We start from the raw sequence: 13,262 nt of genomic DNA on the forward strand, positions 1-13,262 counted from the left end.
TTCGGGAGTCAGTGTCCGCTGGCTCCCAGCACCAGCGTGGTGCCCAGAGTCGCCAGCAGGGCGCCCGCCCAGGCTGCCAGGGAAGGACGCTGACCCGAGTGCCACCACAGCAGTGGCAACAGGATCACCGGCGTGGTGGAGGAGAGGATCGCCACCATGCCGACGTCCCCCTGGCGCAAGGCGACCAGGATCAGCGTCATGCCCATGGCCATCGCCAGAAAACCGTTGATGCCGATCATCCCCAATACCTGGCGGTTGATGGGGTTGTGCGGCAATGACAGCGGTACTCTCAGCGCCCGCAGGGTGCAGTGGGCCAGCAGGGCGCTGCCCATGCGGATGCCGGAGGCGCTGATCGCATCCACGGTGCCACTCATCATCACCGGCTTGGCGATGATGGCACCCAGGCTCTGACAGAAGGCGGCGGTCAGGCCCAGACCGATGCCGATGACGAGATGGCCGCGCACCTGTTCCCATTCACTCTGCTGAGCATTGCCACGGCGGCCGAACAGGATGGCCAGCATGACACCGGCAAAGACCAGCATGGCCCCCACCAGTCGCCAGCCACCGAGCTGCTCGTCAAACAGCCAGAGGCCGAGCAGGGCGGAGAAGAGGGCATGGCATGAGAACAGCAGGCCGCTGCGTCTTGGCCCCAGCCGGTTCATGCAGGCAAACAGGGCGGTGTCGCCGACGAAGATACCTATTAGCCCCGACAGTGCCAGCAGGGGCAGGGCGCTCTGGGTCAGGGTCTGCCAGCCGCCGGTAGCCAGACTGGCCGAACCCAGCATCAGACTGACCAGCAACATGCGCCAGCGGCTGTAGGCAAATGCCCCCAGGTGGCGCGCCGGTTTGACGGAGATGAGGGCAGCTACCGCCCATAAACTGGCTGCTGCCAGTGCCAGCCACTCGTACCCCATAAAAACTCCTGAAAATGTAGCCAGATGAAGGACGCAGGCGACAACCGCTCGCACCTCATAAAAAACTACGGAAAAAAATAGCCCGAGAGACTCCATCTCTTGGGCAAGCCCGATACAATACGGGGCGTCTTCGGGGATAACAAGCGCGGCATCATGCATTCGTATTCAGGCGCGCCGCAGGCCTTCCCCCTTCTTGAAATAAGTGTTTTGAACGAGGTTTATGTCATGGTTTTGTGCCCCGCTTCCCGGCCAGCCCGTCGCTGGCTCTCTCCCTTGCTGCTGGGTCTGCTGCTGGCGCCGCCGCTGCCGGCGACCACGGTATCCCAGGAGCCTGCGCTGTCTGATCGCCAGACCCTGGTCAAGGGCAATGGCGCCGAACCCGAGTCCCTCGACCCGGCCCAGATCCGCTCCGGTTTTCCCGGTGAAGTGGTGTTGGTGGATCTGTTCGAGGGGCTGGTGAGCGAAGATGGGCAGGGGCGGATCGTGCCGGCCCAGGCCCAGCGCTGGGAGACCAGCGAGGACGGGCTGGTCTGGCGTTTCTTCCTGCGCCCCCAGCTCAAGTGGTCCAATGGTGACGCGCTCACCGCCACTGATTTCGTCTATGCCTGGCGCCGTCTGCTGGATCCGGCCCAGGCCTCGCCCTCAGCCGGCCTGCTGCTGGCGACCGGCATCAACAATGCCCAGTCCATCTACGCCGGCGCGCTCGATCTCAACACCCTGGGGGTGGAGGCGGAAAGCGAGCAGATCCTCAAAGTGACGCTGGAGCGGCCGGTGCCCTACTTCCTGCAGCTGATAAGCCAGCGCCCCTTCGTGCCGGTCAACCAGAAAGCGGTCAGCCAGTTCGGCAAGCAGTGGACCCAGCCTGGCAAGCTGGTCAGCAATGGCGCCTACAAGCTGGTGAACTGGGTGCCCAATGAGCGCATCGAGGCCGAGCGCAACGTCCAGTACTGGGATGATGCCCATACCCGGATCCAGCGGGTGACCTACCTGCCGCTCGCCTCCCAGCATGCCGAACGGCTGCGCTACGAGGCGGGGGAGATACAGCTCACCAACAAGGTGGCGCTGGAGTATTACCAGAAGACCAAGGAGGCGACCCCCGAGCGGATCTGGGGATTGCCGCTATTGGGGACCTACCTCTACACCTTCAACCTGCGTCGCCCCGAGCTGCAGGACGTGCGGGTGCGCCAGGCGCTGGCCATGACCATCGATCGGCACCTGTTGACCGAGAAGGTCAGCGGGCAGGGGGAGCAGGCCGCCTGGTCGCTGCTGCCCGGCATGCCGGGCTACGAGGCGCTGAGCTTCCCCCTAGCTCTGCAGGATCAGCCGACCCGGTTGGCCAAGGCGGCGGCGCTGCTGGCCCAGGCCGGCTATGACAGTCAGCACCCTCTCAAGCTGACGCTCACCTACAACACCTCGGAGAATCACAAGAAGCTGGCGCTGGCGGTCGCGTCCATGTGGAAGCCGCTGGGGGTCGAGGTGACGCTCAACAACATGGAGTGGAATGCCTATCAGGTGGCTAAAGACAGCGGCGATTTCATGCTGGCCCGCTCCTTCCTGTTCGGGGATTACGTGGAGCCTTCCGCCATGCTCAACAGCTTCCGCTGCCAAGATCCCCAGAACGAGAGTGGTTACTGCAACCCGACCTTCGACGGCTTGCTGCAGCAGGCGGCTGATACCCTGGATGGCAATGTGCGGACCGGGCTCTACCACCAGGCCGAGCAACTGCTGATGGACGAGATGCCGGCCATTCCCGTCTACCACTACAACCAGATGCGGCTGGTGGATCCCACCTTGCGCGGCCTGCCAGTGCAGAACCTCAAGGGAGCGATCGCCACCAAGGATCTCTACTTCAGCCAGCAGTAAGGAGCTTGCCATGAAAATTGCCATTCTTTCCGACCTGCACGGCAGCCTGAGTGCGCTGGAGCGGGTGCTGGACCAGCTTGCCCCCTGGCAGCCGGATCACTACCTGCTGCTCGGCGATCTGCTCAACCACGGCCCGCGCAACCCGGTGCCGCCGGGCTATGCCCCTGCGGCCGTGGCCGAGCGACTCAACACGCTGGCTTCCCGCATCATGGCGGTACGGGGTAACTGTGATTCGGAAGTGGATCAGATGCTGCTGGATTTCCCCATCACCGCCCCTTACAACCAGATGCTGGTAGATGGTCGGCGCTGGTTCGTCAGCCACGGCCATCTCTATCGGCCTGCTGAGGTGCTGCTGCCTGCCGGCAGCCTGTTCATCAGCGGTCACACCCATTTGCCCGTGTTGCAGCGTGAAGGGGATCTGGTGCATGTGAATCCAGGATCCATCTGTTTTCCGCGCGGCAATCTGGCGGCAAGTTATGGCCGCTACGAGGATGGTGTGCTCGGGATCCACGCCTGTGCGGACAGCGAAGTGCTGATGCGGCTGGAACTGTAAAAGAGAGGGGGTTGGGAGAAACGTGCTGCGGAGCAGCCAGCCGTCATAACGGGGGATGTCAGGCCTTGATGCCGATGGAGCGGGTACCGGAGTGGGTATTGCCCTTGGCGTCATAGGTCAGGGAGTTGCGATCCCGCAGCTTGCTCAGGTAGCTTGCCAGCCGGCGGTTGGAGACGATGCTGAGCTCGAGCAGGCGCCCGTTCAGATCGTTCTGTTCCTGGCAGGCATCGAGTTTCTCACGCAGGGTGCGCATCTGCTCGGGGTAGGCGTTCAGTTGCTGTTTCAGGTCTGGCAACAGCGCCATGGCCTTGTCCAGCTCTTCAATATCGGCAAGCAGCTTCTGCTTGCGCTCTGCCAGCTCGGGCAGCGCCAGCGCCTGGTGCTGCTTGAGCAGGTTGAACTCCTCCTCCAGCAAGCCTTGCATCTGGGAGAGGTAGTCGGCTTGAGTGTGCAGCAGCGAAGGTAAATCCATTATCCCAGCAACTTGTCGAGGTTGGATTCGAAGCTGAACATCTTCTTGGCCACAGCTTCGCTGTTGACCTGATATTCACCATTGGCCACTGCTTTCTTCAGGCTCTCGACCCGGCTTTCATTGCCGGTGGAAGCTGAGTTGAGGTTCTTCTGCATCTGTTGCAATTGCTGCGCCTCGCTGGTCAAGGAGACGGAGTCGGTCTTGACGGTCGCCGCACGGTTATCGGGTGACGAGGTCGCTGGTTTGGTATTGGCACCCTGGCTGCTCCCGGTATTTTGCAATCGGTTGTTCGCCAAGTTGTTGATATTGTTAATAGCCATAGTGTTTACCTTCGTCTGCTTTACTGTTCGCTTACCTGTTTATCGGTGGTCATCGCCATAACTTTAGAAAAAAAGTGATCTGAAAAACACTCAGAAGGTGACCACCACGGAGCCAACAGCGTTGACTTTACCCTGCACCGTTTTGCCTGAGCGGATATTGACGAGCCTGATCATGTCTCCGAAGCTGCCATCTTGCAAGGCTCGGGCCATGGTTTTGATTTGCATGCTGCTATTTTCTGCACTGAGGGTCACCTGATCGCCCTTGCAGACCACGCAAACCTGACTGAGTCTGATAGGCTGGCCTGGCTTGAGTTCGCGCTTGCTGCGTACGCCAATGAGCGCCGTGGTATCGCTGAGATAGTCGCCGCGGATCAGGGTCTGATCCTGATAGGCCTGTGTCAGCACGCTTTCACTCAGAATATCGCCCTTGGCCACCGGGGTGGAGACGGTTACATAAGGCTTCTGTATGCTGACTCGTACCGGTAGGTAGAGATCCCAGGGTTTCTCTTCCTCGCATTTGAGATAGACGGTGGTATTGCGGCGGATCTCCATCTTGGCGGGCAGCGTGATGGCAAGATGTTCGTCACAGCGGCTCAAAGGCAGGCGCTCATCGATGGAAGCTGCCTGCACCTGTACCTGGGCATCGAGCGGGACATCGAGCTGGCCGAGCACAAAATCCTGCGCCTTTTCTTGCAAGTAACTGGTCACCTCGGATGCCTTGGCGTGAGAAATGCCGCAAAACAGCAGTAAGGTGAGGAAAAGTCTACTAATCATTTTCGCTCGCTGGCCGATAAGTTGTTCACGTATATCACCATATTTAACTATGCTTGCTTCAGAATTCGTTCGCACTGACATCGATAGTCTGACGCAAGCCAACACGCATGCATGATTAATGCCAAGCGTTTTTAGGGAGTGTTTATGGCCAGTATCCTGGACTCGGTCAACCAACGTACCCAGCTAGTTGGGCAAAACCGGCTGGAGTTATTGTTGTTTCGTCTCAACGGACGTCAAAGATTTGGCATCAACGTATTCAAGGTACGTGAAGTGTTGCAGTGTCCTCCCTTGACTGTCATGCCCAAGCTGAACTCCTGCATTCGCGGGGTGGCCCATATTCGCGGCCAAACCATCTCGGTGATCGATCTCAGCATGGCGATGGGCAAGCGTCCGATCGAAGATCTGACCAAATGCTTCATCATCATTTCCGAATACAACCGCTCCATTCAGGGCTTCCTGGTGCACTCGGTCGAGCGCATCATCAACATGAACTGGGAATCCATCCTGCCGCCACCGAAAGGGGCGGGGCGCATCAACTACATGACGGCAGTGACCGAGGTCGACGGTGAGTTGGTCGAGATCCTGGACGTGGAACGCATTCTCAACGAAATCTCGCCTGTATCGACCGAGGTCAGCAAAGAGCTGGTGGAAGCCAGCGTGGAACATCCGACTCTGGGACGTCCGGTGCTGGTGGCTGATGACTCTTCCGTGGCTCGCAAGCAGGTACAGCGTGCGCTGGAAGCCATCGGCGTGCAGTGCGTACTGGCCAAGGATGGGCGTGAAGCGCTCAACATGTTGCTGGAGATGTCCAAAAATGGCCCCATCAAGGATCAGATCGCCTTGGTGATTTCGGACATCGAGATGCCGGAAATGGATGGTTATACTTTTACCGCCGAGATCCGCAACAATCCCAACCTCAAGGACTTACATGTTATTCTGCACACATCCCTCAGTGGGGTGTTCAATCAGGCCATGGTGCAGAAAGTTGGTGCGAACAATTTCATTGCCAAATTCCAGCCGGATGAATTGGCCAAGGCCGTACAAGGCGCACTCTAATCAAGAAGAACAAACTGCATGAAGACACTTTCGGACGACTTATACAAACAATTCAGCAACTTTCTGGCGGTACAGAGCGGAATCGTGCTGGGTGACAACAAACAGTATCTGGTCAAGAGTCGGCTTTCACCCTTGATGACTCAGTTTGGTATTGAGAGTCTGTCTGATCTGGTTACTCGAGCGATGAGTGTGCGTGAGCGTGACCTGAAAATGGCAGTGGTTGATGCCATGACTACCAACGAAACCCTGTGGTTTCGCGATACCTACCCCTTCCAGCTGCTGACGGACAAGATATTCCCCGAGCTCGGCAAGAGTGGCCGACCGATCAAGATCTGGTCTGCGGCCTCCTCTTCTGGGCAGGAGCCGTACTCCATTGCCATGACGGCGCTGGAACAGCAGGTCAAGAAACCGGGCACCTTGCCAGGTGGGGTACAGATCGTCGGGACTGATATTTCCAGCACCATGCTCAATCAGTGCAAGGAAGGGGTGTACGACAGTCTGGCGCTGGCTCGCGGTCTGTCGCCCGAGCGCAAGAAGCTGTTCTTCGAACCTTACGGTGACAACAAGATGCGGGTGGTGGAGCGTGTCAGAAAATTGACCACCTTCCGGCCATTGAACCTGCTGGAAAGCTACAGCCTGCTTGGCAAGTTCGACATCATCTTCTGTCGCAACGTGCTCATCTATTTTGCACCGGAAGTGAAGTCGAAGATCCTCAACCAGTTTGCTGCCAGCCTCAATCCCGGCGGCTATCTGATGCTGGGGGCTTCCGAGTCGCTGGCCGGGTTGACCGACAGGTTCGAGATGATCCGGTGCAACCCCGGCATCGTCTACAAGGTTAAATGATCCCCGCTTAAATCCCTCTTTGGCACACCTCTTGCTAATAATTTCTTAAGCAGGAGGTGTGCTATGGCAATTTCATTCGACAAGGCATTTGGTATTCATCAATACACGCTGAGCGTTCGCTCCAAGCGTGCAGAGGTGTTGTCCAGCAACATTGCCAACGCGGACACGCCGGGCTTCAAGGCTCGGGATATCAACTTCTCGCAAGCATTGGAAGAAGCCCAGCAACAACAGGGCTTTGGCCTTGCCACGACCAGTGAGAAGCATTTCGCCCTGCAGATGGATGCGCCAGGCGTTACGCAATATCGCAATCCTCTGCAGCCCGATACCGGTGATGGCAACACGGTCGACGTGCAACAGGAGCGCAGCGAGTTTTTGCGCAACAGCCTTGAATACCAGACCTCCCTTGAATTTATGAACAGCAAGATCAGCGGCCTGCTGAAGGCCTTGAAAGGAGAACAGTGATGAGTTTGTTCAAGGTCTTTGACATTGCAGGCTCGGCCATGAGTGCACAGTCTGTTCGCCTCAACACGGTAGCCAGCAACATGGCCAACGCCGACAGCGTCAGCTCCAGCGTGGAAAAAACTTACCATGCCAGGCGGCCAATTTTTGCCGCCCAGCTGGATCAGGCCATGTCGGACAAACAGGCGTCGGCCGGGGTTGAAGTAAAGGGGATTGTCGAGAGCGAGGCTCCCTTGCTCAAGGAGTACAACCCCAATCATCCCATGGCGGATAAAGACGGCTTCATCTTCAAACCCAACGTCAACATGGTGGAAGAGATGGCGGACATGATCAACGCCTCGCGCAGCTATCAAACCAATGTGCAGGTTGCAGACTCTGCCAAGAAGATGCTGCAGCAGACGCTCAACCTCGGCAAGTCCTGACAGGGGGACGCATAGATGGCAGATACAACCAGTGGCGTGAACGGCATCGGCCGCACGACCACCCAGACCACGGGCACGACGTCTACGCCCAAGAAGGAGCTGGATCAGGAGTCGTTCCTGAAGCTGCTGACCATGCAGCTCTCCTATCAGGATCCGTTCAAGCCGGTGGACAACGCCCAGATGCTTTCCCAGATGACCTCCATGTCGACGTCACAGGGGATCAGCAGCCTCTCCAACCAGATTGGCAGCCTCAATAACCTGATGACCTCCAGCCAGGCGCTGCAAGCCTCGGCGCTGGTGGGACAAAACGTCTTGCTGCAGAGCAATGTCGGTTACCTGGAAAAAGACGGCTCTTTGCAAGGCGTGGTCGCCGTGGGTACAGAAAACAAGTATTCGAACGTCAAGATCACCATCGAAGACGAGAGCGGGCAGGTCATCAAGGAGCTCCCCCTGGAAGGTGACCAGAAGGGCAACGTCGAGATCGTATGGGATGGCAAGGACAAGGACGGAAACCCGGCCAAAGAGGGCAAATACACCCTCAAGGCAAACGGTACCGTGGACGGAAAGTCGGAAAGTGTCTCGATCTTTGCCTATGGCAAGGTCGACAGCGTGATCCTGGGTACGGCAAGCAGCCCGACTCAGCTCAATTTGAAAGGCCTCGGTACAACAAGTCTGAACAGTATCTTGCAGATTGCAGGTACGGTGAAAACACCATCAACCCCCACGCCAACAGCATCGATCTAAGGAGCTGGATATGTCATTTAACAATGCCTTGAGCGGTGTCAACGCGGCACAAAAAGATCTGAACGTTACCGCCAACAACATTGCCAACGTCAATACCACGGGCTTTAAAGAGTCTCGTGCCGAGTTTGCGGACGTATACGCCAACTCCATCTTCGTCAATGCCAAGACCCAGGTCGGCAATGGTGTGGCAACGGGGGCGGTGGCACAGCAATTTCACCAGGGGGCGCTGCAGTTCACCAACAACGCCCTTGATTTGTCCATTCAGGGCAACGGCTTCTTCGTGACGTCTGACGGTCTGACCAACCTGGATCGTACCTTTACCCGGGCCGGTGCCTTCAAGCTGAATGAAAACAGCTATATGGTCAACAATCAGGGCAACTATCTGCAAGGCTATGAAATCAACACGGATGGGACGCCCAAGGCGGTCAGCATCAACGCCACCAAACCGATTCAAATACCGGATCGGGCGGGTGAGCCAAAAATGACCGAGCTGGTGGAAGCCAGCTTCAACCTGAGTATCGAGTCGAAAACCAAACCAACGTCACCGGCTGCGTTTGACCCCACCAACTCGGCCACCTTTGCCCATTCAACCTCGGTGACGATTTATGATTCGCTTGGTGCCCCCCATGTGATCACCAAATATTTTGTCCGCCATGAGGATCCGGCTGCCCCGGGCACACCGCTGACACCGGGTACCTGGAGCATGTACATGTATGAAGGGAACAAGCCCATCGATATCGCTGGTGGTTCACCCAGCCCAGCCGCAGGTATCCCCACTGGCGTGAAGATGACGTTTACCTCCGGCGGTAAATTGGATCCCACGCTGACGGTTCCTGTTGACCCGATCAAAACCGTCGCCCTTGGCACGGCGGCCGGGATTATCAACAACGGTGCCGATCCCACCCAGACATTGGAGATCCGTCTCGGTGATGTGACTCAATACAGCTCGCCTTTCAACGTCACCAAACTGACTCAGGATGGCGCCACCGTTGGTAATTTGACCAAGGTTGAGATTACGCCGGATGGTATTGTGTCGGCGACCTACAGCAATGCGACGACGTTGAAGGTTGCCATGGTGGCTCTTGCCAAATTTGCCAACTCGCAAGGATTGACCCAGGTCGGTGATACCTCCTGGCGCCAGTCTCTGCTGTCTGGTGATGCGCTGCCCGGCACCCCCAACTCGGGCACCTTGGGCAGCATCAAGTCCTCTGCGCTGGAGCAATCCAACGTGGATTTGACCTCCCAGCTGGTCAACCTGATCACCGCGCAGCGCAACTTCCAGGCCAACTCCCGTTCGCTGGAAGTGAACAGCTCCCTGCAGCAGACCATACTGCAGATCCGCTAATCACCCTCTTGTTAACAAAGGGCGCTTCGGCGCCCTTTTTTATGGGTATTTGCTGCCTTGGCGATGCCAGCTTATGGGGGTTGGCACTCAAATTGCAGTTCCTCTGTCAGAGTCATCAGTTTGACGGAGGATCCCATGGATCACCTGCTATACATCGCCATGTCGGGCGCCAAGGAGAGCATGAACAGCCTGGCTGTTCGAAGCAACAACTTGGCCAACGCCAATACCACCGGCTTCAAGTCCGACTTCGAGCAGGCGCGCAGCATGCAGGCGTTTGGCGAGGGGCTGCCCACCCGGGTGTTCGCCATGGCGGAGCGGCCAGGCCAGAACCTGCAGCATGGCATGCTGATGACCACGGGTCGGGATCTTGACGTTGCCGTCGACGGCCAGGGTTGGATTGCGGTGCAGGATCCCAAGGGCGGCGAAGCCTATACCCGCATGGGCAATCTGCAGCTGAGCGCGACCGGCAACCTGCAAACCTCCACCGGGTTGAACGTGGTGGACGACGGCGGTCAGCCCATCGTGCTGCCGCTGCCGATGGAGAAAATTGAAATCAACCGGGACGGCACCATCAGTGGCCGTCCGGAAGGGGCCGCCGCCAACCTGCCGGAGAATTTCCAGCGCATCAAGCTGGTCAATCCGGCGGTGGATGCGGTGGAGAAAGGGCAGGACGGCCTGTTCCGTCGCAAGGATGGCCAGAATGAAGCGGCGTCGGCCACTGTCGGCCTTATTGCCGGCTCCCTCGAGGGGAGCAACGTCAACGTGGTCGATGAAATGACCAACCTTATTCGGTTGCAACGTCAGTTTGAAACCCAGGTCAAAATAATGAAGACCGCGGAAGAGAATGACGAGGCTCAAACCCAGCTGCTGCGTATCAGCTAACCAAGGAGTTTTACATGAACCCTGCACTCTGGATCAGCAAGACCGGCTTGGATGCACAGCAGACCAACATCTCGGTTACCTCGAACAACCTAGCGAACGCCAGCACCGTGGGTTACAAAAAATCCCGGGCCATCTTCGAGGACCTGCTCTATCAAAACATCAACCAGCCCGGTGGTCGTTCATCGGCCGATACCGAGCGCCCTTCCGGCCTGATGCTGGGGGCGGGTGCCAAGGTAGTGGCCACCCAGAAGAACCACAGCCAGGGCAACGTGCAAACCACGGACAACTCGCTGGACCTGATGATAAGCGGCCGCGGCTACTTCGAGATCCAGCTGCCCGATGGCAGCGCGGCCTATACCCGCAACGGCCAGTTCACCCTCAACAGCGAAGGGACCATCGTCACACCGGGCAACGGTTATCCGCTGCAGCCGGAGATCCAGATCCCGGAGAACGCCCAGAGCGTGACGATTGGCGAGGATGGCCAGGTGTCGGTACAGCTCAAAGGGGATGGCGCCTCCCAGGTGGTGGGCCAGATCAACACCACTGACTTCGTCAACGCTTCGGGCCTGCAGCCCATGGGCGAGAACATGTTTGTCGAGACCCAGTCCAGCGGTGCGCCGGTGCAGGGTGTCGCCGGGACGGACGGACTGGGCGTGATCAAGCAGGGCATGCTGGAGACCTCCAACGTCAACGTGACCGAAGAGCTGGTGAACCTGATCCAGGCCCAGCGGGTGTACGAGATGAACTCCAAGGTTCTCTCGGCGGTGGATGGCATGATGTCCTTCCTGATCCAGCGCACATAAGTAGGAGGCGCATGATGAAAGCCATATGGATGCTGGGGCTGCTGGCGTTGGGGGGCTGCAGCAGCACGCCCAATACCGCCAAGCCCGATGATCCCGAGTTTGCCCCCGTCTACGGGGAGTCGGAGCCGGTCTCGGTCAGGCCGACCGGTGCCATCTTCCAGCCCGATCAGGTCAACGGCATCTATTCGGACATCAAGGCGCACAAGGTGGGCGACATCATCACCATCGAGCTGGCCGAGTCCACTTCCGCCTCCAAGAAGGCCAATACCCAGAGCGGCAAGGATAATAAATTCACCATGAATCCGGCTGTGTTGGGCGGTGTGCCGGTGACGGCCGGCCCCTACGATCTGTCGGCCTCCCTCAGCCAGAACGGTGCCTTCAAGGGGCAGGCCAAGGCGGATCAGAGCAACAGCCTGCAGGGCAACATCTCCGTCAGCGTGGCCAAGGTCCTGCCCAACGGCAACCTGCTGGTGCGCGGCGAGAAGTGGATCATGCTCAACAATGGCAACGAATATATCCGGATCACCGGCATGATCCGCCCCGAGGATGTGACCACTGACAACAGCGTTTCATCCCAGAAGGTGGCCAATGCGCGCATCCATTACGGTGGCACCGGCGATCTGGCCAACACCCAGGAACAGGGGTGGCTCACCAGCTTTTTCAATGGCCCCTGGTGGCCGCTCTAGGAGGTGTTATGAAGTCGCTCCGTCTTGTTGCCCTGTTCTGCTGCCTGTTGCCCCTGGGGATGGCCCATGCCTCCCGGATCAAGGACATCAGCTCGGTGGAAGGGGTACGTAGCAACCAGCTGATCGGCTACGGTCTGGTGGTCGGTCTGCCGGGCACGGGTGAGAAGAGCAACGCCTTCACCGAGCAGACCTTTCGCACCATGCTGAACAATTTCGGCATCAAGGTGCCGGACAACATCAAGCCGAAGATCAAGGACGTGGCACCGGTGGCCATTCATGCGGATCTGCCACCGTTTGCCAAGCCGGGCCAGACCATTGACGTGACAGTATCGGCCATCGGCGAGGCCAAGAGCCTGCGCGGCGGCACTTTGCTGCAAAGCTTCCTCAAGGGGCTGGATGGTCGGGTCTATGCGGTGGCGCAGGGCAGTCTGGTGGTTGGCGGGCTGGGTGCCGAGGGGGCTGACGGCTCCAAGGTGGTGATCAATACCCCGACAGTGGGCCGCATCGCCAACGGTGCCACCGTGGAGCGGGAAGTCCCGAACTCCTTCAGCCAGGGGGATACCATCACCTTCAACCTGAACCGCCCCGATTTCACCACGGCGCGCCGGCTGGCTGACGTGGTCAACGACCTGGTTGGCCCCAATACGGCGCAGGCGCTCGATGCCACCTCGGTCAAGGTCTACGCACCGCGGGACCCGGGTCAGCGGGTCTCCTACCTCGCCACCATCGAGAACCTGGAGGTGGATCCGGCCAGCGAGGCAGCCAAGATCATCGTCAACTCCCGTACCGGCACCATCGTCATCGGCAGCCAGGTGCGGCTCAAGCCGGCGGCCATCAGCCATGGCGGCTTGACGGTCACCATCGCGGAAAATCAGCAGGTGTCCCAGCCCAACCCGCTCTCCGGCGGGCAGACGGCGGTTACCAACAACTCCACCATCAACGTGCAGCAGGAGCAGGGACGCATGTTCAAGCTGGATACCGGGGCCACCCTGGATGATCTGGTGCGGGCGGTGAATCAGGTCGGGGTGGCGCCCGGCGATCTGATGGCGATCCTGGAGGCGCTGCAACAGGCCGGCGCCATCGAAGGCCAGCTGGTCATACTGTAATAAAGCGGCAAGGGGTTGCC

General features: G+C 58.7%; 16 protein-coding genes. 12 read left to right on the plus strand and 4 right to left on the minus strand.

Annotation, left to right across the window (positions count from 1 at the left end; all coding sequences use genetic code 11):
- Nucleotides 1-8: 8 nt before the first annotated feature.
- Nucleotides 9-914: a DMT family transporter gene (locus tag AACQ43_RS09090; protein ID WP_168967039.1), complete on the minus strand. Its 906-nt coding sequence runs from the start codon at nt 912-914 to the stop codon at nt 9-11.
- Between the two features lie 225 nt (nt 915-1,139).
- Here AACQ43_RS09090 and AACQ43_RS09095 point away from each other — a divergent pair, with 225 nt between their 5' ends.
- Complete coding sequence (locus tag AACQ43_RS09095) at nt 1,140-2,777, plus strand: peptide ABC transporter substrate-binding protein (protein WP_168967040.1); 1,638 nt, start codon at nt 1,140-1,142, stop codon at nt 2,775-2,777.
- Nucleotides 2,778-2,787: 10 nt separating this feature from the next.
- The gene (yfcE, locus tag AACQ43_RS09100) at nt 2,788-3,330 is read left to right on the plus strand and encodes a phosphodiesterase (RefSeq protein WP_168967041.1); all 543 of its coding nucleotides are present in this window, start codon (nt 2,788-2,790) and stop codon (nt 3,328-3,330) included.
- 58 nt (nt 3,331-3,388) lie between these two features.
- Here the strand turns inward: yfcE and AACQ43_RS09105 are convergent, their stop codons facing one another.
- From AACQ43_RS09105 to flgA, 3 genes are all read right to left on the minus strand, one after another.
- Nucleotides 3,389-3,802 carry a flagella synthesis protein FlgN gene (locus AACQ43_RS09105; RefSeq protein ID WP_168967042.1) on the minus strand — a complete coding sequence of 138 codons (414 nt, stop codon included), beginning with the start codon at nt 3,800-3,802 and terminating at the stop codon, nt 3,389-3,391.
- A complete protein-coding gene (flgM, locus tag AACQ43_RS09110) occupies nt 3,802-4,122 on the minus strand; it encodes a flagellar biosynthesis anti-sigma factor FlgM (RefSeq protein ID WP_011706648.1) in 321 nt (106 codons plus the stop codon). Before flgM ends, AACQ43_RS09105 begins: the two co-directional genes overlap by 1 nt.
- Before the next feature lie 90 nt (nt 4,123-4,212).
- Nucleotides 4,213-4,818 (minus strand): flagellar basal body P-ring formation chaperone FlgA, encoded by a 606-nt coding sequence (flgA, locus tag AACQ43_RS09115; RefSeq protein ID WP_017410414.1) that lies wholly within the window; start codon nt 4,816-4,818, stop codon nt 4,213-4,215.
- A 222-nt stretch (nt 4,819-5,040) separates the two neighbouring features.
- On the opposite strand from flgA, the gene AACQ43_RS09120 reads away from it, so the two are divergent.
- The 10 genes from AACQ43_RS09120 to AACQ43_RS09165 all read left to right on the plus strand — a co-directional run bounded on the left by AACQ43_RS09120 (nt 5,041) and on the right by AACQ43_RS09165 (nt 13,242).
- Complete coding sequence (locus AACQ43_RS09120; RefSeq protein ID WP_011706646.1) at nt 5,041-5,952, plus strand: chemotaxis protein CheV; 912 nt, start codon at nt 5,041-5,043, stop codon at nt 5,950-5,952.
- 18 nt (nt 5,953-5,970) lie between these two features.
- Entirely contained in the window at nt 5,971-6,795 is an 825-nt protein-coding gene (locus AACQ43_RS09125; RefSeq protein WP_011706645.1) for a CheR family methyltransferase, read from the plus strand.
- A gap of 63 nt (nt 6,796-6,858) precedes the next feature.
- Entirely contained in the window at nt 6,859-7,257 is a 399-nt protein-coding gene (gene flgB / locus AACQ43_RS09130; RefSeq protein WP_011706644.1) for a flagellar basal body rod protein FlgB, read from the plus strand.
- A complete protein-coding gene (gene flgC, locus AACQ43_RS09135) occupies nt 7,257-7,676 on the plus strand; it encodes a flagellar basal body rod protein FlgC (RefSeq protein ID WP_011706643.1) in 420 nt (139 codons plus the stop codon). The genes flgB and flgC overlap by 1 nt, the downstream gene beginning before the upstream one ends.
- A 15-nt stretch (nt 7,677-7,691) precedes the next feature.
- Nucleotides 7,692-8,420, plus strand: a complete 729-nt coding sequence (locus AACQ43_RS09140) for a flagellar hook assembly protein FlgD (protein WP_041217322.1) — start codon at nt 7,692-7,694, stop codon at nt 8,418-8,420.
- 10 nt (nt 8,421-8,430) lie between these two features.
- A complete protein-coding gene (flgE, locus tag AACQ43_RS09145) occupies nt 8,431-9,765 on the plus strand; it encodes a flagellar hook protein FlgE (protein ID WP_076361340.1) in 1,335 nt (444 codons plus the stop codon).
- Between the two features lie 135 nt (nt 9,766-9,900).
- Nucleotides 9,901-10,647, plus strand: coding sequence for a flagellar basal-body rod protein FlgF (gene flgF, locus AACQ43_RS09150; protein WP_011706640.1), 747 nt, complete (start codon nt 9,901-9,903; stop codon nt 10,645-10,647).
- Between the two features lie 14 nt (nt 10,648-10,661).
- Nucleotides 10,662-11,450 carry a flagellar basal-body rod protein FlgG gene (flgG, locus tag AACQ43_RS09155; RefSeq protein ID WP_011706639.1) on the plus strand — a complete coding sequence of 263 codons (789 nt, stop codon included), beginning with the start codon at nt 10,662-10,664 and terminating at the stop codon, nt 11,448-11,450.
- A 14-nt stretch (nt 11,451-11,464) separates the two neighbouring features.
- Complete coding sequence (flgH, locus tag AACQ43_RS09160) at nt 11,465-12,136, plus strand: flagellar basal body L-ring protein FlgH (protein ID WP_011706638.1); 672 nt, start codon at nt 11,465-11,467, stop codon at nt 12,134-12,136.
- An 8-nt stretch (nt 12,137-12,144) separates the two neighbouring features.
- On the plus strand, nt 12,145-13,242 hold the full coding sequence (locus AACQ43_RS09165) for a flagellar basal body P-ring protein FlgI (RefSeq protein ID WP_011706637.1): 1,098 nt from the start codon (nt 12,145-12,147) through the stop codon (nt 13,240-13,242).
- Nucleotides 13,243-13,262 lie beyond the last annotated feature (20 nt).

Origin of the sequence: Aeromonas sp. DNRA1, from assembly GCF_963888745.1 — a bacterium.
Taxonomy (GTDB): Bacteria; Pseudomonadota; Gammaproteobacteria; order Enterobacterales; family Aeromonadaceae; genus Aeromonas; species Aeromonas hydrophila.